Source organism: Paenibacillus sp. FSL H8-0332, from assembly GCF_037963835.1.
GTDB classification, from domain to species: domain Bacteria; phylum Bacillota; class Bacilli; order Paenibacillales; family Paenibacillaceae; genus Paenibacillus_AQ; species Paenibacillus_AQ rhizoplanae.
Genome location: NZ_CP150145.1, coordinates 5,753,106 through 5,777,310, shown reverse-complemented (window position 1 = coordinate 5,777,310; position 24,205 = coordinate 5,753,106). Strand labels below are relative to the sequence as shown.

Below are 24,205 nucleotides of genomic sequence, written 5' to 3'. Positions count from 1 at the left end.
ATGAGGCTTATTCAGAGGAAGGGCACAGACACAAACAATGCAGCCACCGCACCCGGAAAGCCGGGTGAGAGGGCTGCATTGTTGTATTTATGCGGATACGAAGCTATGTCTTCCCCGAATTAGGCCTCCAGCTTGCGTCCGCCGATCCATACGCCGCGCAGGTTCAGGTCTTGATCCAGCTGCAGAATATCGCCACGTTTCCCTGCCTCAAGCGTTCCGATAGACCGCTGCATGCCGAGCGATAGCGCCGGATTAAGGCTGGCAGCCTGTGAAGCTTCCAGCAGGCTGAGACCAACCTCCTGAACCAGGTAGCGGAAGCCCCTTATCATCGTCAGTGTACTGCCGGCCAGTGCTTCGGGATGCTCCTTCAGCGTAGCTATGCCGTCCTTGACAATGACAGGCAGATCACCGATGGCATATTCTCCGTCACGAAGACCAGTCGCTGACATGGCATCTGTGATCAGCAGCAGATTGTTGTTGTTCTTGAGCCGGGTGATAATATTGATGGCTGCCGGATGAACATGGATGCCATCGGCAATGACCTCGGCTCTGATCCGGGGATCGAACAGGACAGCACCGGCCGTTCCCGGCTTGCGGTGATGCAGCGGCGTCATGGCATTGAACATGTGCACCGCCTGGTTCAGTCCGGCATCGGCAGCAGTAATCACCTGCTCGAATGTAGCATCTGTGTGGCCGAGCGCGGCGGTAATGCCATGCTTGCGCAGCCACTGGATAGCTTCCAGGGCAGCTTCACGCTCCGGAGCCAGGGTGACCTGACGGATCATTCCCGGATACTTTTCCTCCCATTCCTCCAGCCATTCTATATTAGCCGGAACGATATGCTCGGGATTCTGCGCGCCAGGCCATCTTACGCTGATGAACGGTCCCTCCAGATGTACACCTGCCAGCCTTGCATAAGGCATGCCGCCTTCACGGGAACGATAAGCATCCACCTCAGCTAACACCTGATCGATGTCTGCCTTGGCAGCCGTCATGGTTGTAGCCAGCATAGAGGTCGTCCCGTGTGAGGCATGGAACCGTGTGATCGTATCAAGAGCGGCTTCATCACTGTACATGAAGTCGTGGCCGGCCCCGCCATGTACGTGCACATCAACGAATCCGGGAATCAGCAGACCTTCCGGCTCCTGGGTGGCCGTCCGCCAGCCGGCATAAGCTATGGGCAGCCAAGCCGCTTCCCCGGCGTATTGGATCAAGCCTTCCGATACGGCAAGTACGCCCTTCTCAATCACTCCGGCAGGAGTAAGCACTTTGCCGTAGAACAGTTCCCCGGCAGTGTGGTTTATTTCAGCCATTTTGCCGCTCCTTCATCTAGCAGGACCACTACATTTGGATGGCTCTGCAGCAGCGAGGCGGGGCACTGGGTCGTGATTGGACCCTCGAGCGCATTCTTAACCGCTTCCGCCTTCTCTTCCCCGCGGACAAGCAGTACAATCTGCTTCGCCTTAAGAATTCCGCCGATGCCCATCGTTACCGCCTGGCGCGGCACATCCTCCACACGCTCGAAGAAGCGGGCATTGGCTTCCAGGGTCTCTTCCAGCAGATCGACCACATGCGTTCCGCTGCTCAGGCTGGCATCCGGCTCGTTGAAGCCGATATGACCGTTGCTGCCGATGCCAAGGATCTGCAGATCTACAGGACCATTATCTTCCAGCAGCTTGTCATACGCAAGGCATTCAGCCGCAAGGTCCGGAGCATTTCCGTTCGGCACATGGGTGCGGGCCGGGTCGATATCGATGTGATTGAACAGATGCTCATTCATGAAGCTCCGGTAGCTCTGCGGGTGATCCACAGGCAGTCCGACATATTCGTCCAGGTTGTACGATGAGGCCTTGGCGAAGCTGACGTTGCCCTTGCGGTGCATCTCCACCAACTTCTCGTATACCCCGACAGGGGAGCTTCCGGTAGCCAGCCCCAGAACGGCTCTGGGATTGCTTTGCAGCAGGCTGGCGATCAGGTTGGCTCCTGTGGCTGCGAAATCTTCTTCATGCTGAAATTTTAAAATATTCATTAGATTTGACCTCCCCGTTTATGACGGTAATGTTGGACGTTCCGATAAGATTGCTCAAGCCTTGGGATGAAATCCCCGAACCGGGTACTTACCATGCCGGTGAACAGAATATCGATGATATGCAACTGTGCGATCCGCGACGCCATATCGCCGCGCCGCATGCCCTGCTCAAGAGACGAGGAGAACAGCGGAATATCAGCCAGCGTAGCGAGTGTGCTGCTTCCGTATGAGGTTAACGACACCGTAGCTGCACCGCTTGCGGCCGCACAGGTTAAGGCATCTACCGTCTCCGGGGTCTCCCCCGAATAAGAGACTGCGAAGGCTACATCGCCGGAAAAGAGGGAGGAAGCGGAAGTAATCTGCATATGGGAATCGGCAAAAGCGGTGCAGTTCACGCCGATGCGGATCAGCTTCTGATAGAAATCCTGGGCTACGATGGATGAGGTTGCCATCCCGTACAGATCGACCCGCCGCGCCCGGCACAGCAGATCAATGACCTGCTGCAGACGGCCCAGATCCAGCAGCGAGGTAGTGTCCCGGATTGAGGCCAGATGATTGGCCTGCATGGCCTCTACAATGAATTGCAGCGGATTGCCGGCCACGATGTCCTGATAAGAGGAGCTGCCGGTCTCCGGCGAGCCGTCGCTATGCGCCAGCTCAGCCGCCAGCTTGAGCTTGAAATCGGGATAACCCTTGAAGTGCAGCGCTTTGCAGAACCGCGTGATCGTCGCCGTGCTGATGCCGCATTCCTCCGCCAGCTCCGTGATGCCCATATGGACAATTTCCCCGGGCGAGGCCAAAATGCGCTCAGCCAGCTTGCGTTCCATTTGCGACAGCTTGGACTTGTCATGCTCCAGAGCATGCAGAATGGGAGACAAGCACTCACCTTCTTTTCTATAGATTCAGAAATGGACATGCAGAAATGGACATGTTTAGTTTTTGCCTGAAGAACTGATTTTAAACTGATTCTGAAATTAATTTACATAATAACAGAGTTTAATAAGAAAATTATTTTCATAATCAGAATAAAACAAATCGCGGAAGGTTGCAATAGGCAGTTTGGTTTGGGGTTGGGCTGGGGCTGAATTAAGGGGACTGAGGTGGTGTATTTGTGGTAGATACAAAAAGCTGCAATCTGCGTGTTTAAAGGCAAACACAGATTGCAGCTTATACATAATTAGTATGTTTACTTAGTGATCCCTTTTGCGGCCTTCGTCCTGTTGGCAGTACGTCTGCCGCGCAGCAGCTCCCAAAGGATGAAGACGAGAATGAGCAGCTGCGGGATGGTGGTCTCCCAGGTCGGATACATGCCAAGCCAGCCGATGGAAGGCAGACTGTGCCCGTTATGGGCAGGCAGCTTGCCTGCGATCTGCAAGGCGTGGAGGCTCTCACCGAGGAAGCGGAATACCAGATAGTAGATCAGCACAGTAGCAGCACGGAAGAAGGCGGCAACCGGCAATCTGGCACTCAGTGCAATTATGGCATAGCCGAGGATAATCAGAACCACTAGGGCGCTGCCAATCCCGAGCAGCAGCTGAGAGGTATCGATGGCCGGTGCCATCCCTGCGTAGAAAATCGTAGTCTCGGCCCCTTCGCGCAAAATGGCCAGCGCAGCGATGAAGAACAGGTACCACAGATTGCCTTTGGCCAGGGCGCCCTGCATCTGGCGGTCCACATATTTATTCCAGGCCGCCGTGCTGGATTTGCCGTGCAGCCAGCGGCCGACAGTGAGCATCATGACCACGGCGGCGAGGCCGGTGATGCCTTCGATCAGCTCGCGTGCGCCACCGGAGGCGGCTTGGGAGAGGGAGTAGGTCAGCAATACGGCGAGGCCGATGCTTGCAGCCAACCCTGCCGCCGCGCCAGACCAGACCCAGCGGCGGGCCGCCGGTACTGCTTCCCGGCGCAGATAGGCAAGCAAGGCGGCGAGTACAAGAATCGCCTCCAGCCCCTCGCGCAGCAGAATGAGTGCCGCATCCCATGCGGTATAAGTCTGTTCCCCGGCCAGCGGTGTCAGCTCCGAGAGCATCGTGTCCAGGAGTGTCAGCGCTTGGCTCAGTTTCGGAGGACTGGAGAGCAAATAGCCGGTAACGGCGGTGCTCTCATTCTCAATGCTGGCATAGACCTTGGGCGAGGCCAGCTGGACCTGGCCTTCAGCCGAAGGCCAGGCAGCGATGAACTGCTCCATGATATCAGCGGCGGCAGCGCTGTCACCGGCCTGGGCGGCGGCGGAAGCTTGCTTCAGATAGCTGATCAGCCCTTCAATGGAAGCCGGCTCCGCTGGCGCGCCTCCGGTATCGACGGCCTTGCCTTCACTGTAGCCGGACAGCAGCGTTACCAGCGCTTCCGCTTCGGCCTGCGCGGCCTCCCCGCGGACCGGCTCTGCCTGCAGCGCAATGCGCAGCAGGCTCATCTTCGTCTCCAGCAAGCCGTAGACGGCGGGATTGTCCGCCCGGATGCCGCGTTCCGCCGGCGTCCAGCCGTTGACCACGGCGCGGTAGGCTTCCGCCGCCGCGGCCCAGTCGGCGCTGCGTGCCGCATCCCGCGTGCGCTCCGCCGCGGGCAGCAGCTTCGCCGCCGCTGCGCGTCCGGCGGCGCCCGTGTCACCGCCGCCTTCGCCTGCGGCGGCGGTGACGAACGCGTCCACGCTGCGGGCGAGCGTGGACAGTGCGGACTTGGCGGGTGCGCCGCCGCCGTCCGCCAGGGCTTCTGCCGCGGCTGCCAGCGCGGCGTCCACCTCCGCAGCCGGACCGGCGAGTGCCGGGTCCGGCGTGCCCTCGTTCGCGCTGCGCCACAGCGCCGCGAACGATTCTACATCGGCCGCCGCCGCCTCCCAGCGGCTCTGGCCGGCCTCGACCAGCGCGCTGCCTACAGGCGGCAGCAGCTCATCCAGCGGCGCGCCTGACGCAGAAGCCGGCGCGCCGGGCAGCAGCACAAGCAGGCAGAGGAGCAGCAGCGCTGCCCTGAACTGCCGCCATGGACTCTGTGTAACCGTGATCTTCATCGGGATCATTCCTCTCAGGCATTCAGTCATCCCAGCAGCAGCTCCCCGATATAGCCGCCTTCGCGTACACCCGGGAAGCAGGCGAAAACGGCGCTGCCGGTGTGAACCATATATTCATTCAGCCGGTCATTTTTGGAGAGGCGCTGCTGGATGCTGACGAACTGCTTCACTAAATCCTTTTGGAAGCTGATGAACACCAGACCGGCATCAAGCTGTCCCGTCTTGAGATCTATGCCGCTGGAATAGGAGTAGGAGCGGCGCAGCATTTGGACCAAGCCATCTCCATGGGCGAGAGCGGAATGGGAGTCCGGCGGGATGAGCGGCTTGCCGGTAGCATCCGCCGCTTCCAGATTCAGCTCGGCGAATTCATCCCCGGCTCCAATCGGTGCGCCGCTCTGCCGGTGCCGTCCGAAGGTGGCCTCCTGATCGCTCAGCGAGGAGCGGTCCCAGACCTCAATACGGAATCGTACGCGGCGCAGCGCAAGATACGTGCCCCCGTTCATCCAGGCCGGGCCATCGGCACTGCCGTTCCAGACGATATTTCGCATCTGCGTCTCATCGGTGACGTCCGGATTCCCCGTGCCGTCCTTGAAGCCGAGCAGATTACGCGGGGTGCCGCCTGACGGATCGGCGCTGCTGCTGCGCTGGAAGCCTTCCTGGGTCCAGCGCAGCACCGCCGTACCCCGGGCGATGCGGGCCAGATTGCGGATGGCATGGAACGCCACCTGCATATCATCCGCGCAGGCCTGCACACAGAGATCGCCGCCGCACCACTGCGGCTCCAGACTGTCACCTGTGAATGCCGGAAGGTCGGTGAAGGAGGCGGGCCGTTTGCCGGAGAGGCCGAAGCGGCTGTCGAACAGGGCCGGACCTGCCCCGAAGGTAAGCGTACACTTGGAAGGGGTGAGCCCATCCGCCTCGCCGGTGTCAGTAGGCGGAAGATTGGGCTTGTCGTTCGCAGTTCCGATCATTGTGCCGGAAGTAAGCGCGGCAGCGGCAGTAGTCCAGGCTTGCATAAGCTTCTGTACATCACTGATGCTGGTAGTCGTCAGATCAAAGGAAGCGAAGCACAGGAAATTCTGTGCAGGAGTAAGAATGCCCGCCTGGTGCTTGGCGTAGAAGGGGATCGTCTCCGCCTGTTCTTCATTCTGCCCTAAGGCTGCAGCGGCCGGGACCGCCCGTTCCGCTGCCTGGCGTGCCGCCATAATGCCGCCCACACCGCCTCCGCCCAGCAGCAGCCCGAGACCCGAGGCACCGGTAAGCCGCAGCATATCGCGGCGGCTGAATTTGGTGTTGAACAGCTGGGTCTCCGGCGCAGGAATTCCGTGATCCGCGTCAGCCTTATTCCGGGAATTCTTGTCTTTCTTGTTCATATCGTCACACTCCCAGAATCGTTCCCATATTGGATAGCGGCTCAGCCAAGGCGTCGAGGTTCTGGCTTAACTTGCGGACCTCCTCCGGTTTGAGCATTTCGTAAGAGACGTAGCCCTTCCCCGATTTGAACGGCGCCAGCTCATTCATTAAGGCGGTGAACCGCTCGCCGATGGTTTGCTCAAGGGCCGGGTCTTTTTTGGCCAGCTCCGGCTTCAGCAGCTCATAGATCTTCTGTGCCCCCTCCACATTCGCCACAAAATCATACAAATCCGTATGGGAGTAACGCTCCTCTTCCCCCGTTACTTTGGAGGAGGAGACCTCATTCAGCAGCTCAACAGCCCCGGTAACGAGCAGATTGGCATCGATTCCCGCCGTCTCCACCTTGGCGCGCAGCAGCTGCGCATCTTTCAGCAGGCGGTCCGCGACATCCGTCATGCCCTCCGTTGTGTGATTCTGCCAGAGTGCCTGTTCAATCTTATGAAAACCGCGCCACTCCGCTGCATCTACATCATTCTCACGGGCATCAATGTTCGGGTCCAGATCCCCAAGCGCTTCAGCAATCGGCTCGATCCGCTCATAATACATGCGTGCCGGAGCATACAGCGCCTTGGCTTCTTCCAGCTTGCCTGCCTTAACGGCATCCGTGAAGCCCTCGGTCTGCTTGACGAACGCATCGCATTGTTCAATGACGTATTTCCGGTATTCGTCGATGGCAGTAGTGAAGTCCGCCCCGGCTCCGCTTACGGCAGCAGTGGCTGACGGTGTGCTGGCGGCCCCGCTACCTGCCTGGGCTGCGGCATTATTCCCGGAGTTGTTACCACTGTTGCCCTTGTTGCCATCGTTATTACTGTTATCCTTGCTTGCGCATCCGGCAAGCAGGAGGGAAGCTGCTAACAGACCCGCAGGTACAGCATGACTAATCTTCATAGATTGTGGACACTCCTTTTGTGAATGATAATCATTATCAATAATGGACTTATCATAATTCTCCAACCCTTGCCTGTCAATAAAAATGTGATAATTATCATATTCATAGAAACCGCGCATATAACTCACATAAAATGCACAAAAAAACGTCCCCCGGCCAGAGGACGCTGTACGCATATTTTTGAAGCTGCTGTCTCTATAACTGCCCGGAAGCCAGCCCTATTCTACACCGTGGACCGCTCGATAATCCGGTAGTCCAGCTTGCGGTAGACCGGCTCGGGGCGCTCCGAGTGAATCTGCTCATGGATAATGCGGAAAGCGGCGGCCCCCATCTCATACAAGTGGTTGTCCATGGTGGTGATCTGAAGCAGCCGGCCGATCGGCTGGTTGTCGAAGCCCATAACCGCCAGGTCATCAGGGATGCTTAGACCGGCTCTGCGCGCTTCAATGATCAGCCCGGCGGCTACATGGTCTCCCGTAATAATCATGGCTTCCGGCCGCTGAGACATTTTCAGCAGAGACAGTGCAGCGGCTGCGCCGTCTTCCTCCGTTGTACAGTCATAGATCATCCATTCTTCTTCAAAAGCCAGCTGATGCTCAGCAATGAATTCGCGGTAAGCGGTCTGCCGGATCACTGCGCTGCTGCCGTTACGCCGTCCCTCGCAATAACCGATGGAGCGGTAACCTTTGCCGGTCAAATACTCCAGCCCCTGCTTGAAAGCCGCATAATGCTCAATATAGACAGAGGAATAGCGCCGCTCTCCGCTGTCCTGGCAGGTGATAATCGGACCGTAAGCCGTATACTCCTCGATGATCTCCGGCTTCAGCGCAGTAGATACAATCACGACACCGTCAATCTCTTTATGGCGCAGCATCTCCAGCACTTTGATTTCTTCTTCCTCCAGATAATTGCTCTGGCACAGAATCAGCCGGTATTGCGAGAGCAGCGCTTCATGGGCAAGTCCATTCATAATAATCGAGAAATAAAAAGCATGAATATAAGGCAGAATCACCGCCACCGCACCGGTACGTCCGGTAATCAGATGAACGGCGTTCATATTGCGGGTATAGTCGAGCTGCTCAATCGTTTGCAGTACAGCGTCTCTTTTGTCCTTGCTGACATACGGATGATTATTCAGCACCCGTGAGACGGTCGTTACAGATACTCCGGCCATCCGGGCGATTTCTTTAATATTAGCCACGTTCGTCTGCGCCTCCTGTGTGAGACTGGTATGACCTTATTCTAACATAGAAATGAACAGCTTTTCGGCCGATAAAAAGCTTGCTATGGAATCCATTTCATACATTACACTGGGGGTGCAACAACAATCTCTACCGGAGAAACCGGCGTGACCGAAAGGGCGTGACGGACCGGTACAGCTTGTTGCTGTAACTCGAATTCTATTGCATGTGCCCGCCGGCTGCCGCCCTTAACGCATAAGGAGCTGCGGCCTGTTTTGCTGCGTCCTGGCTGCGATATGCCTGGATTGTCCAGACTCCGCGCCTGCCCCCGCCCAATTTAATGCTGTGACAGCACCATTAACTGCCCCTCCACATAGTATGGTTTGACTGTATCCCTTTACCTTGTTATACCAAACAAACCCAGGGCAAGGAGGGGTGACACCATTGAAGGGCAACGAACATCATAGCAAATTTTTGTTGACGCATCGTGAACGCGAAGTATTCGAGCTTCTTGTGCAGGACAAAACTACACGGGATATTGCCGGACTGTTATTCATCAGCGAAAAAACCGTCCGCAACCACATCTCAAACGTAATGCAAAAATTAAACGTAAAAGGCCGTTCACAAGCGGTTGTCGAGCTGATCAAGCTTGGGGAGCTGAAAATCTAGCTGCCATGCTTCAGAGGTGATGCGTTTAAGCCTTCTCTTATCCTTCGGGATGAGGGGAGGTTTTTTGTTGTTGGCGTGCCAACTCTCAATTCGATTTCAAACTATGATAAAATGAATTCATTAGAACCACTTTTATCGATGGCTACCCGGGAGGTGTGAAAGAATGAAATGGCAGCAAGTAAGAGAATTGTTTCCTGACCAATTTGTTTTGCTTTCCATTCTTGACTATCGTGAGGAAGATGATAAGAAAATTATAACGGAAGTAGCTCCTGTTCGTGCAGTATCTGAGAAGAACGCCAACCAGGAATTTTTCAGCGCCGAACCTGGAAATCTTGTCTATCACACTGCCAATGAGGAGTGCGTTATTCATCTGCGCAGAGACCCATTGATGAGAGTGAGGCGGCGATCATGAAGATAGCTTATGATGGACAACTCCTGACAATAGATATTTCCGTATGCTATCTAGGGAGAACGCTGCAAATTAAGGATATCATTATTGATACGGGTTCCTCGCATACTGTGTTCAGTCCTGATGTACTTGAAGAGATAGGTGTAACTTATGAAAACGGAGACCCTGTTTATGAAGCGTATGGTGTTGGGGGAACGGTACCTTTTTACACTAAAGTGATGGATCAAATTGAAATTGATGCATTTATAATTAAAGATGTGGAGATTGATGTGGGAATACTTCCGAAGTCTCACAAAGGATTGCTTGGATTGGATATCTTGCGGACTTATGGTTTTATCGTAGATATGCAAAAGATGGAGTTGCGTTCGCATTAAAAATATCGCTTCCATGCTTCAATAGTATATGGATTATTTTTTTGAAAATAAACAGGAATAGACCAAGTGACTGCCGTCGGGTAAGAAGGCATCATTTGGTCTGTTTTTCAAGCAGGACAGTCATCGCTGCAAAAATAGCTTTGTATTTGTAAAGATAGTGATTATAATCACAAACTAATTCAAATCACATGATAAATTTATAGGATCAAGGGACGCCGGGAGGATCTATAATGACAAGATACGAACAACAGAGACAATTGCTGAAATCGAATTTTCATGAATTCAAGCATATCCGAACAGACAAGATTAAGGGCATCGCGCAGCCGCCGATTGTGAAGCCCTATGATGAGGGAGCACAGATCATTGATTTGCCTGAGGTCAGCCGGGACGTTGTGAGTCAGAACAATATTGTGGATTGCATCGGCCAAAGAAGGAGTACAAGATTCTATTCGGCCGACACGCTAAGTCTGGAGGAGCTATCCTATTTACTGTGGGCCACGCAGGGTATTACGGGGATGAGCAAGAACGGACTGACTCTGCGGACGGTACCGTGCAGCGGGGCGACCCATACGTTTGAGACCTATCTGATGATTATGCGGGTCAAAGGTATACCACAGGGCATCTACCGGTACCTTCCTGTGGAGCACAAGCTGTTATTTATGTTTGAATTAGACCAGCTGGAACAGAAGATTGATGCGATCACGCTGGATCAGCCCTTTGTTCCCAATTTCGCCAAGAAGGCTGCTGTTCTGTTCGCCTGGAGCACTACGCCGTACCGGTCGGAATGGAAATATGATATCTCCGCGCACAAAAAAATTCTCATCGATGCCGGGCATGTCTGCCAGAATCTGTACCTGGCCAGTGAATCCATCGGGGCCGGAGCTTGTGCCATCGGAATATATGATCAGCAGCTGATTGATGAGGTGCTCGAACTGGATGGCGATGAAGAATTTGTGATCTACCTTGGCGCGGTCGGGAAGAAGCGGGAATAGCGGCATATTACCGGTTCCGAAGGATATACTCCAGATACTCCACGGCACTCTGATTAATTTCATCGTCACTCGCCTGGAAGGAAGCGCCGAACACGGCGAAGTAAGGTAGGGCGGCTGCGCCGACATGGATGGCACTGGCCTGGAACGGGGCGATGATCTCATCTACTGTAAAAGAAACAGACCCGGCAGGCTGGTAGTTTTCCTTTTTATCGCCAATGGTCATAGCAATGCCCAGCTTCTTACCCTGCAGCTTGTTCCCGCTCGAACCGTAAGCCCAGCCGTGAGTGAACACATCGTCCAGCCATTTTTTCAGCAGCGGTGGGTAGCTGTACCAGTATAAGGGGAATTGGAAAATAATCAGCTCGTGCGCCTCCAATAAACGCTGCTCCCGCGGAACATTGATGCTCCAGTCCGGGTATTCCTTGTAGAGCTCGTGGACCGTTACGTCCTCCGGATGCAGCAGCAGCTTTTGTCTCCATCTCCGGTTCACTCTTGAAGCCTCTATATCGGGGTGTGCCAGGATTATCAGGGTTGTCATTATGGATCACCTTTCCGGTGTATAATTTGTGTTGTGCAGCTGTTTCTATTATTTTGTAAGCCCCCGAAAATGTAAATACACACAATAAAGTAACAAGGTTACCTCAAGGTGTGCACTAGACTTTAGCGGATATTGTGGCATGCTAAGAGAAGCAGTGTTCATATTATGACAGGGGAGGTGCCGGGGATGAAGCAATATCATTTAGGGATCGAGGCGACGCTTGAGATTATCGGCGGGAAGTGGAAGTCGCTGATCATATGTATACTGATGTCGGGAACGAAGAGGACCAGTGAACTGCAGCGCAGTATTCCGGGCATCTCGCAAAAGGTTCTGATTCAGCAGCTTCGTGAGCTGGAACGTGACGGGATCATCGGCAGAGTGGTCTATAGCCAAATGCCGCCCAAAGTGGAATATTACATCACCGAGTACGGGATCACAGCCAATGAGATTATTGACCTGATGTGCTCCTGGGGCAGAACCAATATTGCGATCCGGCAGCAACGGGGCGAGGAAGTCATGCTGCTTGATAAGGACCCCGAATAGGAGCACACTCAAATACTGATCTATTGACATTAGTTTGATATCAAACTATAATTCATTTATGGAAACTAGAGATGCTATTTCACTTATATCCAAGATCCGCGAGAAGGTCAACCGGTTCATCGTACAAGAGATGGCGAAGCAGGGAGTAGACGGCATTGCCACCTCACACGGGGATATTCTTTATGCGCTGCTGTCTAAGCACAGACTCACTATGGCCGAGATCTCGGCACATATTCATAAGGACAAATCTACGGTTACAGCACTTGTGGATAAGCTGGTCCGGCTGGGACTGGTTAAGAAGGAGAGGGATCAGGAGGACACCCGGTACGTATACGTCACTCTAACCGGGAAGGGGAAGGAGCTGGAGCCTGTATTTGAATCGGTCTCTTCTGCCATGCTGAAGCAGTTCTACCGCGATATCACGGAAGAGGAGCAGACAATTTTGCTGGCGATTTTAATGAAAATCAATCATAATTTCTAAAAAAATTTGCATTTTAGTTTGATATCAAACTAATTATGGAAAGGACATTACAATGAGAGACTACACTGATGAGTTACCGCCGCATAGAGAGAAATATGTCGGTGAGCATGATCTCTACCTGGAGATTTATAAAGGAGAAGAGGCCCGGGAAGGCCAGGAACAGGAGAATAAGGCACCCCTGCTGTTTGTACATGGTGCGTATACCGGAAGCTGGATGTGGAGCAAGCACATTCCCCATATCATTCGCGAAGGCTGGACCTGTTATGTGATGAATCTGAGAAGTCATTACCGGAGCCGTGTGCTGGATATGACGCAGATTACCTTTGAAGATTATCTGGAGGATATCCATGAAGTGGTGCAGGTGATCCAGGCTGAATGCGGAGTTACTCCTGTCCTGATCGGGTTCAGCATGGGCGGGATTCTTAGCCAGAAGGTGGCGGAGACAGCCGGACTGCCCGGACTTGTGCTGATTGATTCAAGTCTATGTAGAGAGGTACATGAGGAGGTCCCTTATACGGATATCGTCAGAACGATACCAGTTAATGTAGTGCCCGCTCCGGTCCGCGAAGAGGAGAGCAGCCTGGATGAAACGGCAGAAGACATAGCGTTTCAGCGCAAATACCTGACGATGGAGTCCGCCAAGGCTTTTCGAACTTTTTCTTATCATTTCGGGGCAGCGGGGGTATCCGTAGACAGCGGGTACATTACTTGCCCTTGTCTGGTGATCCATGCCGTTAACAGTGATGAGGATGAGCGCCGTGGCAGAGCCAATGCAGCGTATTTCCGCGCAGCCTATGCAGGTCTTTGGAACACCACCCATACCGGCCTGCTCGTAGGACAGCGCTATCTGGAAGCGGCACAGACGATCCTGCGATGGTTAGCAAGATAATGAATTTAGTGCAACAAATAAAAGGCCGCCTGAACCGGGATGCTCCCGTTCCTTAGCGGCCTTAACCTGATAGGTGAAGGGTGTTCTATATATAGATCTAATTGGAATTAGTGAAATTTGACGGTCTTGATGCGCGATTCCTGTTCGTAAGTAAGCGGGCTTGGGGTTGGCGGTGTGTGCAGATGGCGGTGTGCGCTGTATTCCATTCTCCGGTAATCCTCTTCCCCGGAAGCCATCCCCGGCTGCCACATCCCGGTTACCCAATTCTTCAGTTCCTTAATTCCTGCCAGCATTGCATTCATCCTCCTTGGCGATGAAATACGGTAATAAACCTCTGGGACATCTCTTTTGGTTACGTTTTCATTATAGCATACATAATCCATAAAGCAATGAAATGTCCGCCTATAAAAGACAAATAAATAAGGAATAATGTTGATATAACTGGGTTTGTATTTGCATAAGAGAACAATGTCCTTGTGGGATGGACTGTGTGCGGGCAACAAAAAAAGCGGCAGCCGGGAGGGCGGTCGCTTCGGGGCAGGATTTTATGCAGAAGCAGCTAAACGTTTCAATTCAGCTTCCTGATCTATAGAACGCCGGGCCAGTATATCCAGCGTTGCGTCATGTCCTCGTAGGCTCCGGTCGATCCGCTCCAGCGTATCCCGGCCAGCAACGACTTCAGCGTTGACTTCGGACACCGCTTGTTGAATAAGCGGAATTAGCTTCGTATCTTCCTTAATACTTTCAATGTCAGCCTTGATGATCACCAGTTCGGCTGAAATTTCAGACTTGAATGCAGCGAATTCTGACTGAAGATTTTTAACATCGGACTTTATTTCTGAAATTTCGGACTTGATTCCTGAAATTTCGGAATTCATCCCTGAAATTTCTGATTTTACTCCTTGCAGCTCGGCAAGAATTTGTTGGAGAATTACATCGCTCATTGGGCACAGCTCCTTAGATAGGGTTGGAATAGGACTGCTGCTTGAAGGGGGGATACCTGCGGAATAGGTACAGGTTATTATAGCATATTTGCGTCATTATTGGGTGCTGCTGTAAAAAGAATTCCATGAACATATTGGACATTAGAAGACTGATACTTAAATTTATAAATATACAAAATAGGACAATGGGTGTACTATGTATGTGAATAAATTCGCATGAAGCGTAACCGATAAGAGATGGGGGAATCAAGATTCATGAAGACAAGAAACTGGAAACACCTTATGAAGCTAGTCGTGCTGACCGCTGCTGTCAGCGTGGTAGCTGCCGGATGCGGTAGCGCAAATCAGGCAGGAAATGCCAAAAATTCGAATACAGGAGCTGTTGCAGCTGCACCTGCTGAGGCTGTTACGATATCGCTGGGACTACTGCCATCCATCGACGCGATTCCTTTTATTATTGCCCATGAGCAGGGATTCGATCAGAAGCATCATGTGAACCTGGATATCCAGACCTTCAAGAGCGCGAAGGATCGTGATGTGGCTTTTCAGGCGGGTAAGGTAGATGGCCTCAGTGCGGATCTGGTGGCGATCTCGATCTATAATGAAGCAGGACTCGATGTCAAAATCACCAGCACGACCACAGGTGAATTCGACCTGCTGACCGGAAATGATGAAGTGAAAGAGGTAAAGGATCTGAAAGGGAAGAACGTCATCCTGTCCAAGAATACCTCGACCCAGTATACCGTCGCTATGATGCTGAAGCAGGCAGGCCTGACGGAAGCCGATATTACTGTAACGGAAGTGCCGCAGATTCCAACGCGTCTGGAGCTGCTTAAGAATAATAAGGCGGATGCGGCTGTTTTGCCGGAGCCTTTTGTAACCATGGGCCGCACTGCAGGTCTGCGCGTTCTCAGCTCTACTCACAGTGCGGGTATCAATCCGTTTGTGCTGGCTTTTCCGCAGAGTGCCATTGATGCCAAGGGTCAGGGAATCCGTGATATGTACGCCGCTTATGATGAGGCTGTTGATTATATGAAGACGCATGACCAATCGGAATATATCGACCTGATTATTAAGGAAGTGGGTTTTCCCGACACGCTGAAGAATGAGATTAAGGTGCCGGAGTATCTGCCTGCGAACCAGGTGGATGTGAAGGAAGTGGAGGCTGCTTTTGCCTGGGCCCGTGAAAAAGGACTGCTGACCAAAACACTATCGGCTGAAGATGTGATCTCCGATGTCCAGTTTAAAAAATAGCGGTCTCTGCATTCATCAGCTCCATGTAGCTTATCAGAACGGGCAGCTGGCTCTGGGTGAAATGAACCTGACCCTGCCGGAGCACGGGATTTATACGGTGATCGGCCCTTCGGGCAGCGGCAAATCCACGCTGCTGCGGGCGATTGCCGGATTGCTGCCCGGTTACGAGGGGGAACTGCTCTTCAATGGCAGATCTGTTCATGATAAGGACACGCTGATCGGGCTGGTGCCGCAGAATTATGGCCTGCTGCCCTGGAAGACGGTCCGTGACAACATCCGGATTGCGATGCGGATCGCCCGTCCGGGCGGGGCAGGCCACAATCGGCGGGAGCAGGACCGGCAAATTATGCATTGGCTTGAATCCATGGGGATTGCCCAGCTCGCCGGCCGGTTTCCGCTCTCGCTGAGCGGCGGTCAGCAGCAGCGGGTAGCCATTGCCCGCGCCTTTGCCATTCTGCCGACCCTTCTGCTGCTGGATGAGCCGTTCTCGGCACTGGACGCCATTACGCGGGAAGGGCTGCAGCAGATTTTTATCGATAACTGGCAGGCGCATCCGGCGACCACGCTGTTCGTCACCCACGATGTGGAGGAGGCGATTCTCCTGGGACAGAAGATTATCATCATGCTGCCGGGACAGCAGGAGCCGCCGGAGATTCTCGAGAACGCTGCTGTATTTGCAATGAAGCATTCCGAGAAGCGGGAGAGCGATGAGTACTTTATGCAGTCCAAGAGAATCCGAAAGGTAATGATGGAGAAATGGTAAAACGACGGCATTTTGTTCACCTGCTGCGCCTGCTGCTCGTTTTTGCCGGAATGAATGTTGTCTGGTATGTCGCTTATCTGCTCATGAATCACGCGATTCTGCCCAGCCCGGGTGCGGTGTATAAGGCGATGTTTCAACTGGGGGCCCATGATGTGGCGCTGAATGTCGGCTACAGTCTGATGCGGATCACTGAAGGTGTGCTGCTGGCTCTGCTGCTGGGTCTGCTGGCCGGTCTGCTGATGGGCCGCTCCCCCTTCTGGAACCGGATACTGGACCCCGTCGTCTATCTGACCTATCCGATTCCCAAAATTGCGCTGTTGCCGGTGGTCATGCTCTTCTTCGGACTCGGAGAAACCTCCAAGGTGCTGATGATTATGCTGATCCTGCTATTCCAGGTCATTATCTCGGTACGCGATGGTGTGAAGGCTATCCCCGAGAGTACTTATGATGTACTGACGAGTATAGGTGCCAGCACGATGCAGAAATTCTGGAATGTGACGCTTCCCGGCGCTTTGTCGGTGATCCTCAGTACCATTCGCATATCGCTGGGCACAGCGATTTCCGTACTCTTTTTCACCGAAATCTATGGTACGGAGCATGGTATGGGCTTCTTTATCATGGATGCCTGGCTGCGGCTGGACTACCCTGAGATGTATGCCGGAATTATGCTGTTCAGTCTGGTGGGATTCGTGCTGTTCCTGCTGGTGGATGTGCTGGATTACAGATTTATGAAGTGGCGGAGGTAGCTGTTTAAGCGGTATACAATACATCTAAGTTTCAAAAACTCAAAAAGAAATCGCCCTTTTGGTAAGATGGAAGATCGACCATCCATCCCAAAGGGGCGATTTCTTTTTTATGGACTATATAAGACGCACTAAAGAATTAACAAAAAGCAAAAAGAAACGGAGGGGAAATTTGGAACTGTAGGAGCGAAAGCGACCGCCTTTGTATTTGGATTTCTACCGCGAGTAGCGGTTTCAATCAGGAAATTCAAATTGGGCAGCGGCCGGAAGTCCAAATGTTCACCGCAGCGACGACCAAGCTTTGAGTTCTAATCTTAAGGGCATCTTATATAGCTTTTCTTTCTAATAGAGATTATTTACCGAGCTGCTTATCGACTTCCTTGACAGGATTCTCGCCGACATTCTCTTCGGTCTTGACACTGCTTAAGAACCAGCCTGTAGCTGCAATGATGATCAGAACCACATAGAAGGTTAATTTCCACCAGGTGCTGTGCGCGAAGTCTTCGGACAATACACCCAGGGAAGGGTGAGCCAGAGTGATGACAGCGAGCTTAATCCCAACCCAGCCGACAATGAAGAAGGCGGCAACTTCAAGGCCCGGACGGGTATGAAGCAGCTTAACGAAGAAGGAAGCAGCGAACCGCATAATCACAAGACCGATGAATCCGCCCGCAAAGATCACGAGGAACTGTCCGCCGTCGAGGCCGCCGATGTGGCCGATTCCGCTTGGCGGAAGAGCAACGGCCAGGGCTACGGCTGCGAGGATGGAGTCCACCGCAAAGGCGATATCGGCTACTTCTACCTTAAATACAGTGAACCAGAAGCTGGCTTTCTTCTTATTAACAGCTCCGGGACTTCCGCTTTCGGCGGCTTCTTCCGTGACCGGCTTAGCGAATAACACTTTTCGGAAGATGTGATTCCCCGCGATAAATAATAGATAGAGCGCTCCGATGGCTTGTACCTGCCAAATATCCACCAGATAGGAGATGACGAACAGCGATCCGAACCGGAACACAAAGGCCCCGGCCAATCCGTAGAACAACGCCTTCTTACGTTCCTCATCAGGAAGATGTTTGACCATGATTGCCAGTACAAGTGCGTTATCTGCGGCAAGCAGCCCTTCCAGTGCTACGAGAACGAGCAATACCCATCCGTATTCTAATAATAATCCCCAATCCATTGCTGTTTCCTCCTCAAGTGGTTTAGCTGCTTTGTTGAAAAATACCCATGATACAACTATTGTAACCAAAACTATATAAAAAAGACCTTTACCAAACAGATTAGCCTTTGGAATAAAGGTAACCTGATTGGTAAAGGTCTCGCTAACAATAATTTATTGCCGATAAAACCGGAGAACATCCTCACATTCTCGTATTGACGATTTTATCTAACAGCTACTCCCCTTTACGGGATTATATGAAATTATAAGGTATTCGCTTCTGACTAAAAGTATCATATCCGAGTTAAGAGACATTGTCAATGTTTTTGTGAGAACAAATATCAATAGAAATGACTGGCCTGAAAACGGAAACATGATAAGTATGAGTCATATAAGTTGACATATGATATGGCGAAACTGCAAACAAAAGGAAATGAAGGACGAAATGAACGTTGGACTAATTGACGATCCCCGGTAATGAAAATATGATGAGACTAATTAAAGCGGCCAAGTGAAGTGAATGTTATATAAAATAACATTAACCGAAACAAAGGCTAGTTGAACCATAAAACTTTTAGGAGGTGGGAAATGATGCAGCCGTCATGTCTATCAAGTGAAGCGGAGGAGGAGATTAGCCGCCACCCTTGCTACAGCGAGGAGGCTCACCGGTTTTATGCCCGGATGCACATCCCGGTTGCTCCCGCCTGTAACATCCAGTGCAATTACTGTAACCGCAAGTTCGACTGTGTGAATGAGAGCAGGCCGGGCGTGGTCAGTGAGGTGCTTACTCCGGAGCAGGCGGAACGCAAGGTGCGGGGAGTTGCCTCCCAACTGATGCAGCTCTCGGTAGTGGGTGTAGCCGGACCTGGAGATCCGCTGGCGAACCCGGAGCAGACGTTCGATACCTTCGCCCGGGTAAGGAAGCATGTGCCTGATGTCTCCCTCTGTCTCAGTACTAACGGACTCACGCTGTACCGGCATGTGGATGAGATTATGGAGCTGGGCATCCGCCATGTCACGATCACCATCAACACCATCGACCCTGAGGTCGGCCAGGCGATTTATCCCTGGGTGTCCGATGAAGGGGTCCGGTACGAAGGCAGAGAGGCAGCCGAGCTGCTGATCAGCCGTCAATTGCTGGGACTTGAACTGCTGGCGAAGCTGGGGATTCTGGTCAAAGTGAATTCCATTATGATTCCGGGGGTTAACGATCATCATCTGAGCGCAGTGTCAGCGCGGGTAAAAGAGCTCGGGGCTACGCTGCACAATGTAACACCGCTTATTATCGCACCAGGCAGCCAGTATGAAGCGGATGGGCGCAAGGCGCCCCGTCCGAAGGAATTGCTTAACCTGCAGGAGCAGCTGGGCCGCGGGGGGATGAAGGTTATGCGTCACTGCCGGCAATGCCGGGCCGATGCGATCGGGCTGCTGGGCCAGGACCGCAATCCCGATTTTCCGCTCGAAGCGATGGAGGCCAAACCGGTCATTAATGAAGAAGCCCGGGCGATGTTCCAGAGTGAGCTGGACACCAAGATCCGCGAGCGAGTCTTAGCCAAACAGGCCAGACGCATTCAGGCCGGAGGGCAGAAGACGCGGGTCGCGGTTGCTACCAGAGGCGGTGACAAGGTGAATCAGCATTTCGGTCATGCCACTGAGTTCCTGGTCTACGACACCGACGGAACTGATGTGCAGCTCCTGGGTGTCCGCAAGATCCAAGCGTATTGCCATGGCAAGGCCGATTGTAACGGTGACAAAGCAGCTACGCTGCAAGAAATTATATCGATTCTAAGTGACTGCCGCATTCTTCTCTGCTCCGGCATCGGCGAGGCCCCAAGGGCCAGCCTGAACACAAACGGTGTCCTGCCTCTTGTCCGCAAAGGCGGCATTCAGGAAGCCATTCTCGAAAGCGTGAAGTACAGCTCTTATTTTGAAAAACTAAACATTTCGAAGGGATGATGAACAATGAGACAAATCGCTTTCTACGGTAAAGGCGGTATCGGTAAATCGACGACTTCACAAAACACCCTGGCTCAGCTGGCAACCAAATTCAAACAAAGAGTCATGATCGTAGGCTGCGACCCGAAGGCGGATTCCACCCGTCTGATCCTGAATACCAAAGCTCAGAACTCTGTGCTGGAACTGGCGGCTGAGCTTGGCTCCGTAGAGGACCTTGAGCTTGAGGATGTGCTGCAGACAGGCTTCGGCGACATTATCAACGTAGAGTGCGGCGGTCCGGAACCGGGGGTAGGCTGCGCGGGACGCGGGATTATCACTGCGATTAACTTTCTGGAGCAGGAGGGCGCTTATCAGGATCTGGATTTCGTCTCCTATGACGTACTGGGTGACGTTGTGTGCGGCGGATTCGCCATGCCGATCCGTGAGGGCAAGGCCCAGGAGATCTACATCGTCTGCTCCGGCGAGATGATGGCGATGTACGCAGCCAACAATATCGCCCGCGGTATCCTGAAATATGCGACCAGCGGCGGCGTAAGACTCGGCGGCCTGATCTGTAACAGCCGGAATACAGACCGTGAGGATGAGCTGATTATGGAGCTGGCCCGCCGCCTGAACACACAGATGATTCACTTTGTTCCCCGCGACAACATCGTTCAGCATGCCGAGCTGCGCAGAATGACCGTAGCCCAATATAATCCTGAGCATCAGCAGGCGAAAGAATATGAAATCCTGGCCGAGAAAATCCTCAATAACAAAATGCTGACGATCCCTACCCCGATCTCGATGGAAGAGCTGGAAGAGCTGCTGATGGAATTCGGCATTATTGAAGATGAAGAAGCTGCGATCAAGAAGCTGGCGGCTTCCGGGCAATAAGCTCTGAGGCGAAGAGAAAAGGAGGGTCAAACCATGGGGCTGAATATTGAAGAGAATCAGAAGCTGGTTGAAGAGATTCTGGAAGCCTATCCCAAAAAGGCGCGGAAGGACCGCGAGAAGCATTTTCAGGTGGCGGATGAAAAGGCCATTGATTGCAGCACCTGTGCGGTGAAATCCAATATCAAATCCCGTCCGGGTGTGATGACCCCGCGCGGCTGCGCTTATGCCGGCTCCAAAGGGGTGGTCTGGGGCCCGATCAAGGATATGGTCCATATCAGTCACGGGCCGGTGGGCTGCGGACAATATAGCTGGGGCACACGCCGTAACTTTGCGAACGGAACGCTCGGCATCGATAACTTTACGGCGATGCAGATTACCAGTGATTTTCAGGAGACGGATATCGTGTTCGGCGGCGATAAGAAGCTGGCTGTCATTATGCGTGAGATTACCGAGATGTTCCCGCTGGCTAAGGGGATCTCTGTCCAGTCGGAATGTCCGGTCGGCCTGATCGGCGATGATATCGAAGCAGTGTCGAAGAAGATGTCCAAGGAGCTGGAGCTGCCGATTGTTCCGGTACGCTGCGAAGGCTTCCGCGGGGTCAGCCAGTCGCTGGGCCATCATATTGCGAACGATGCGATCCGTGACTTCGTGCTGGGCCGTGCCGAGCTGGCGGAGACCGGTCCCTACGATGTGAATATCATCGGCGATTATAACATTGGCGGCGACGCCTGGGCCTCTCGTATCCTGCTGGAAGAGATGGGCCTGCGCGTTATTGCCCAGTGGTCCGGTGACGGCTCTCTGAACGAGCTGGAGGTAGCCCACAAAGCGAAGCTGAACCTGATCCACTGCCACCGCTCCATGAACTATATGGTGGACCATATGGAGAAGGCCTACGGCATCCCTTGGCTGGAATACAATTTCTTCGGGCCTACGAAGACGTATGAGAGCCTGCGGGCGATTGCAGCGCTTTTCGATGACACGATTCAGGAGAACTGCGAGCAGATGATCGCCAGATACAAGCCGGTTATGGATGCAGTGATCCGCAAATATAGACCCCGTCTGGAAAATAAGACCGTCATGCTGATGATCGGGGGCCTGCGTTCCCGCCACACCATCGGGGCTTATGAGGATCTGGGGATGGATATCGTAGCCTCCGGTTATGAATTCGCCCACAAGGATGACTTTGAGAAGATGCTCCCGATGCTTGCCGAGGGGACCATCGTCATGGATGATCCTACCGCTTACGAGCTGGAAGAGCTCACGAAGAAGATGAACATTGATCTGGTGGGCTCAGGTGTGAAGGAGAAATATGTCTATCACAAGATGGGTGTGCCGTTCCGCCAGATGCATTCCTGGGATTATAGCGGCCCGTATCACGGCTTCGACGGCTTTAAGGTGTTTGCGAAGGATATGGATATGACCGTGAACAGCCCGGTATGGGATCTGGTGAGCAGACAAGGCAAAATGGAGCCGGAGGAGGCGGGCGTATGAGCATGGATGAACTGAACATTAAAGATAATACCAGCTTGTTCAAAGAAGAGCGTTATGTGCAGCAGCGGGAGAACAAGAAGCCCTTCGAAGCGCCCTGCAGCGAGCAGGAGACCGCCGAAGCACTCGCTTACTCCAAGTCTGCCGAATATATGGAGAAGAATTTCAGCCGTCAGAATGTGGTGATCAATCCGCATAAAGCGTGCCAGCCGCTGGGTTCAGTCATGGCCGCGCTCGGCTTCGAGAAGACACTGCCGTTCGTACACGGGTCGCAGGGCTGCAACGCCTACTTCCGCAGCCATCTCAGCCGCCACTTCAAGGAGCCTACGCCGTCCGTGTCTACGTCCATGACCGAGGATGCAGCCGTATTCGGCGGAATGAACAACCTGATTGACGGTCTGGAGAACAGTGTCGCCCTGTACAAACCGGAGATGGTTGCGATCTGTACTACCTGTATGGCAGAGGTCATTGGGGATGACCTGAACTCTTTTATCGGCAATGCCCGCATTAAAGGGGTGATCAGTGAGGAATATCCGGTGGCCTACTGCAACACGCCAAGCTTCGTCGGTTCGCATATCACTGGCTACGACGCCATGATCAAAGGTATCCTGAGCTACCTCTACACCCGTTCGGGTACCAGAGGCAAGCCGGGTAGCGGCGCGGAGAGCGGGGAGAAGCTGAATGTGATGCTGGGCTTCGAGCCGTACACCGGCAACTTCGCGGAGCTGCGCAAGATTCTGGGAGCCTTCGATACCAAGTACACCATACTGGGAGACCACAGCGGGAACTACGATTCACCGGCAACCGGAGAGTATGAATATTACTACGGCGGCACGAAGCTTGCGGATGTTCCGCAGGCTGCCAATGCGCTTGCAACCCTGTCCCTGCAAAAGTATACGCTGAAGAAGACCCAGGAATATATCAGCGGTACCTGGAACCAGCAGCTGGCAGCGTTATCCACGCCGCTGGGCATTAAGGGCACAGATACTCTGCTGGATACGATCAGTGAGCTGACTGGTCTCCCGATCCCAGCAATACTCACGGAAGAACGCGGCCGTGTCGTGGATGCACTGATGGATAGTCACCCTTACCTGCATGGCAAGCGGGTAGCGCTGGTAGGCGACCCGGATCTGCTTATTGGCCTGATCGGGTTCTGCCTGGAGACCGGAATGGAGCCGGTGCATATCGTCTGCTCGAACGGCGATGTGGATTACAACGAAGTGAAGTTCAAGGATGAAGCTGAGGCGCTGCTGGCAGCAAGTCCTTACGGTTCCGAAGCAACTGTGCATGTGGGTAAAGACCTATGGCATATGCGCTCGCTGCTGCTGAATGATCAGGTGGATCTGGCGATTGGCAGCTCCCATTTGAAATTTGCCGCCAAGGATGCGGAGGTGCCGCTGGTGCGGGTCGGCTTCCCGATCTTCGACCGCCATCACATGCACCGTTATCCGATTATCGGGTATCAGGGAACACTCAACCTGCTCAGCCTGATCGTGAACACGATCCTGCAGCAGCTGGATGATCATAACTCCGGCTTTAATTTTGAGCTGGTGCGCTAGAGCCGGATGTCTTTAGCCATTACCAGTATAAGAGGATTGGCTGGCTAACCTGGCC

The 24,205-nt window shown here is 53.2% G+C and carries 25 protein-coding genes; 14 read left to right on the top strand and 11 right to left on the bottom strand.

Translation table 11 applies throughout. The features are described from left to right. Positions 1-119: 119 nt before the first annotated feature. The 7 genes from nagA to NST43_RS24910 form a co-directional block, all read right to left on the bottom strand. The gene (nagA, locus tag NST43_RS24940; protein WP_209994737.1) at positions 120-1,313 is read right to left on the bottom strand and encodes an N-acetylglucosamine-6-phosphate deacetylase; all 1,194 of its coding nucleotides are present in this window, start codon (positions 1,311-1,313) and stop codon (positions 120-122) included. Beyond that, complete coding sequence (nagB, locus tag NST43_RS24935; protein WP_209994738.1) at positions 1,301-2,029, bottom strand: glucosamine-6-phosphate deaminase; 729 nt, start codon at positions 2,027-2,029, stop codon at positions 1,301-1,303. Before nagB ends, nagA begins: the two co-directional genes overlap by 13 nt. Beyond that, on the bottom strand, positions 2,029-2,907 hold the full coding sequence (locus NST43_RS24930; protein ID WP_339219988.1) for a MurR/RpiR family transcriptional regulator: 879 nt from the start codon (positions 2,905-2,907) through the stop codon (positions 2,029-2,031). The genes nagB and NST43_RS24930 overlap by 1 nt, the downstream gene beginning before the upstream one ends. Positions 2,908-3,215: 308 nt before the next feature. Next, on the bottom strand, positions 3,216-5,063 hold the full coding sequence (locus tag NST43_RS24925) for an FTR1 family protein (RefSeq protein WP_339219987.1): 1,848 nt from the start codon (positions 5,061-5,063) through the stop codon (positions 3,216-3,218). Further along, positions 5,060-6,406 carry an iron uptake transporter deferrochelatase/peroxidase subunit gene (gene efeB / locus NST43_RS24920; protein ID WP_339219985.1) on the bottom strand — a complete coding sequence of 449 codons (1,347 nt, stop codon included), beginning with the start codon at positions 6,404-6,406 and terminating at the stop codon, positions 5,060-5,062. Before efeB ends, NST43_RS24925 begins: the two co-directional genes overlap by 4 nt. A gap of 4 nt (positions 6,407-6,410) precedes the next feature. After that, positions 6,411-7,334, bottom strand: coding sequence for an iron uptake system protein EfeO (gene efeO, locus NST43_RS24915; RefSeq protein ID WP_339219983.1), 924 nt, complete (start codon positions 7,332-7,334; stop codon positions 6,411-6,413). Between the two features lie 224 nt (positions 7,335-7,558). Further along, positions 7,559-8,536, bottom strand: a complete 978-nt coding sequence (locus tag NST43_RS24910) for a LacI family DNA-binding transcriptional regulator (RefSeq protein WP_339219981.1) — start codon at positions 8,534-8,536, stop codon at positions 7,559-7,561. A 424-nt stretch (positions 8,537-8,960) separates the two neighbouring features. Here NST43_RS24910 and NST43_RS24905 point away from each other — a divergent pair, with 424 nt between their 5' ends. From NST43_RS24905 to NST43_RS24890, 4 genes are all read left to right on the top strand, one after another. After that, positions 8,961-9,185 carry a LuxR C-terminal-related transcriptional regulator gene (locus NST43_RS24905; RefSeq protein WP_019908812.1) on the top strand — a complete coding sequence of 75 codons (225 nt, stop codon included), beginning with the start codon at positions 8,961-8,963 and terminating at the stop codon, positions 9,183-9,185. 163 nt (positions 9,186-9,348) lie between these two features. Beyond that, entirely contained in the window at positions 9,349-9,597 is a 249-nt protein-coding gene (locus NST43_RS24900) for a hypothetical protein (protein WP_036723516.1), read from the top strand. Continuing rightward, positions 9,594-9,968: a retropepsin-like aspartic protease gene (locus tag NST43_RS24895; RefSeq protein WP_339219980.1), complete on the top strand. Its 375-nt coding sequence runs from the start codon at positions 9,594-9,596 to the stop codon at positions 9,966-9,968. The genes NST43_RS24900 and NST43_RS24895 overlap by 4 nt, the downstream gene beginning before the upstream one ends. A gap of 230 nt (positions 9,969-10,198) precedes the next feature. Continuing rightward, positions 10,199-10,960, top strand: coding sequence for a SagB/ThcOx family dehydrogenase (locus NST43_RS24890; RefSeq protein WP_209993496.1), 762 nt, complete (start codon positions 10,199-10,201; stop codon positions 10,958-10,960). Between the two features lie 7 nt (positions 10,961-10,967). On the opposite strand, the gene NST43_RS24885 is transcribed toward NST43_RS24890, so the two are convergent. Then, on the bottom strand, positions 10,968-11,498 hold the full coding sequence (locus tag NST43_RS24885) for an NAD(P)H-dependent oxidoreductase (protein WP_339219979.1): 531 nt from the start codon (positions 11,496-11,498) through the stop codon (positions 10,968-10,970). A 186-nt stretch (positions 11,499-11,684) separates the two neighbouring features. On the opposite strand from NST43_RS24885, the gene NST43_RS24880 reads away from it, so the two are divergent. The 3 genes from NST43_RS24880 to NST43_RS24870 are packed head-to-tail and all read left to right on the top strand — an operon-like array spanning position 11,685 to position 13,411. Continuing rightward, on the top strand, positions 11,685-12,041 hold the full coding sequence (locus NST43_RS24880; protein WP_209993498.1) for a helix-turn-helix domain-containing protein: 357 nt from the start codon (positions 11,685-11,687) through the stop codon (positions 12,039-12,041). Between the two features lie 58 nt (positions 12,042-12,099). After that, entirely contained in the window at positions 12,100-12,522 is a 423-nt protein-coding gene (locus NST43_RS24875) for a MarR family transcriptional regulator (protein WP_339219978.1), read from the top strand. Positions 12,523-12,574: 52 nt separating this feature from the next. Beyond that, positions 12,575-13,411 (top strand): alpha/beta hydrolase, encoded by an 837-nt coding sequence (locus NST43_RS24870; RefSeq protein ID WP_339219977.1) that lies wholly within the window; start codon positions 12,575-12,577, stop codon positions 13,409-13,411. Between the two features lie 107 nt (positions 13,412-13,518). On the opposite strand, the gene NST43_RS24865 is transcribed toward NST43_RS24870, so the two are convergent. Continuing rightward, entirely contained in the window at positions 13,519-13,704 is a 186-nt protein-coding gene (locus tag NST43_RS24865; protein ID WP_036723496.1) for a hypothetical protein, read from the bottom strand. 252 nt (positions 13,705-13,956) lie between these two features. Continuing rightward, positions 13,957-14,355, bottom strand: a complete 399-nt coding sequence (locus NST43_RS24860; RefSeq protein WP_339219975.1) for a histidine kinase — start codon at positions 14,353-14,355, stop codon at positions 13,957-13,959. 255 nt (positions 14,356-14,610) lie between these two features. Between NST43_RS24860 and NST43_RS24855 the strand changes: the two genes are divergently transcribed. The 3 genes from NST43_RS24855 to NST43_RS24845 are packed head-to-tail and all read left to right on the top strand — an operon-like array spanning position 14,611 to position 17,118. Then, a complete protein-coding gene (locus NST43_RS24855; protein ID WP_339219973.1) occupies positions 14,611-15,609 on the top strand; it encodes an ABC transporter substrate-binding protein in 999 nt (332 codons plus the stop codon). After that, entirely contained in the window at positions 15,590-16,372 is a 783-nt protein-coding gene (locus NST43_RS24850; protein ID WP_339219972.1) for an ATP-binding cassette domain-containing protein, read from the top strand. Before NST43_RS24855 ends, NST43_RS24850 begins: the two co-directional genes overlap by 20 nt. After that, the gene (locus tag NST43_RS24845; protein WP_339219970.1) at positions 16,366-17,118 is read left to right on the top strand and encodes an ABC transporter permease; all 753 of its coding nucleotides are present in this window, start codon (positions 16,366-16,368) and stop codon (positions 17,116-17,118) included. Before NST43_RS24850 ends, NST43_RS24845 begins: the two co-directional genes overlap by 7 nt. A gap of 349 nt (positions 17,119-17,467) precedes the next feature. On the opposite strand, the gene NST43_RS24840 is transcribed toward NST43_RS24845, so the two are convergent. After that, positions 17,468-18,295, bottom strand: a complete 828-nt coding sequence (locus NST43_RS24840; protein ID WP_339219969.1) for a TerC family protein — start codon at positions 18,293-18,295, stop codon at positions 17,468-17,470. A 567-nt stretch (positions 18,296-18,862) separates the two neighbouring features. On the opposite strand from NST43_RS24840, the gene nifB reads away from it, so the two are divergent. From nifB to nifK, 4 genes are read left to right on the top strand one after another with little or no spacing between them, the layout of a single operon-like run. Next, on the top strand, positions 18,863-20,230 hold the full coding sequence (gene nifB, locus NST43_RS24835; protein ID WP_339219967.1) for a nitrogenase cofactor biosynthesis protein NifB: 1,368 nt from the start codon (positions 18,863-18,865) through the stop codon (positions 20,228-20,230). 6 nt (positions 20,231-20,236) lie between these two features. Further along, entirely contained in the window at positions 20,237-21,103 is an 867-nt protein-coding gene (nifH, locus tag NST43_RS24830) for a nitrogenase iron protein (RefSeq protein WP_036723486.1), read from the top strand. A gap of 33 nt (positions 21,104-21,136) precedes the next feature. Then, on the top strand, positions 21,137-22,594 hold the full coding sequence (nifD, locus tag NST43_RS24825; protein ID WP_339219966.1) for a nitrogenase molybdenum-iron protein alpha chain: 1,458 nt from the start codon (positions 21,137-21,139) through the stop codon (positions 22,592-22,594). Beyond that, positions 22,591-24,150 (top strand): nitrogenase molybdenum-iron protein subunit beta, encoded by a 1,560-nt coding sequence (gene nifK, locus NST43_RS24820; protein ID WP_339219965.1) that lies wholly within the window; start codon positions 22,591-22,593, stop codon positions 24,148-24,150. The genes nifD and nifK overlap by 4 nt, the downstream gene beginning before the upstream one ends. Positions 24,151-24,205: the final 55 nt, after the last annotated feature.

Bases quoted from the DNA above. Each gene is read 5' to 3' on its own strand.
- nifH (WP_036723486.1), top strand. From the start codon at position 20,237: ATGAGACAAATCGCTTTCTACGGTAAAGGCGGTATCGGTAAATCGACG.
- NST43_RS24850 (WP_339219972.1), top strand. From the start codon at position 15,590: ATGTCCAGTTTAAAAAATAGCGGTCTCTGCATTCATCAGCTCCATGTA.
- NST43_RS24875 (WP_339219978.1), top strand. From the start codon at position 12,100: ATGGAAACTAGAGATGCTATTTCACTTATATCCAAGATCCGCGAGAAG.
- NST43_RS24890 (WP_209993496.1), top strand. From the start codon at position 10,199: ATGACAAGATACGAACAACAGAGACAATTGCTGAAATCGAATTTTCAT.
- nagB (WP_209994738.1), bottom strand. From the start codon at position 2,029: ATGAATATTTTAAAATTTCAGCATGAAGAAGATTTCGCAGCCACAGGA.
- nagA (WP_209994737.1), bottom strand. From the start codon at position 1,313: ATGGCTGAAATAAACCACACTGCCGGGGAACTGTTCTACGGCAAAGTG.
- nifB (WP_339219967.1), top strand. From the start codon at position 18,863: ATGATGCAGCCGTCATGTCTATCAAGTGAAGCGGAGGAGGAGATTAGC.
- efeO (WP_339219983.1), bottom strand. From the start codon at position 7,334: ATGAAGATTAGTCATGCTGTACCTGCGGGTCTGTTAGCAGCTTCCCTC.
- NST43_RS24900 (WP_036723516.1), top strand. From the start codon at position 9,349: ATGAAATGGCAGCAAGTAAGAGAATTGTTTCCTGACCAATTTGTTTTG.
- NST43_RS24885 (WP_339219979.1), bottom strand. From the start codon at position 11,498: ATGACAACCCTGATAATCCTGGCACACCCCGATATAGAGGCTTCAAGA.
- NST43_RS24925 (WP_339219987.1), bottom strand. From the start codon at position 5,063: ATGACTGAATGCCTGAGAGGAATGATCCCGATGAAGATCACGGTTACA.
- NST43_RS24860 (WP_339219975.1), bottom strand. From the start codon at position 14,355: ATGAGCGATGTAATTCTCCAACAAATTCTTGCCGAGCTGCAAGGAGTA.
- NST43_RS24895 (WP_339219980.1), top strand. From the start codon at position 9,594: ATGAAGATAGCTTATGATGGACAACTCCTGACAATAGATATTTCCGTA.
- NST43_RS24840 (WP_339219969.1), bottom strand. From the start codon at position 18,295: ATGGATTGGGGATTATTATTAGAATACGGATGGGTATTGCTCGTTCTC.
- NST43_RS24880 (WP_209993498.1), top strand. From the start codon at position 11,685: ATGAAGCAATATCATTTAGGGATCGAGGCGACGCTTGAGATTATCGGC.
- NST43_RS24870 (WP_339219977.1), top strand. From the start codon at position 12,575: ATGAGAGACTACACTGATGAGTTACCGCCGCATAGAGAGAAATATGTC.
- efeB (WP_339219985.1), bottom strand. From the start codon at position 6,406: ATGAACAAGAAAGACAAGAATTCCCGGAATAAGGCTGACGCGGATCAC.
- NST43_RS24855 (WP_339219973.1), top strand. From the start codon at position 14,611: ATGAAGACAAGAAACTGGAAACACCTTATGAAGCTAGTCGTGCTGACC.
- nifK (WP_339219965.1), top strand. From the start codon at position 22,591: ATGAGCATGGATGAACTGAACATTAAAGATAATACCAGCTTGTTCAAA.
- NST43_RS24865 (WP_036723496.1), bottom strand. From the start codon at position 13,704: ATGCTGGCAGGAATTAAGGAACTGAAGAATTGGGTAACCGGGATGTGG.
- nifD (WP_339219966.1), top strand. From the start codon at position 21,137: ATGGGGCTGAATATTGAAGAGAATCAGAAGCTGGTTGAAGAGATTCTG.
- NST43_RS24845 (WP_339219970.1), top strand. From the start codon at position 16,366: ATGGTAAAACGACGGCATTTTGTTCACCTGCTGCGCCTGCTGCTCGTT.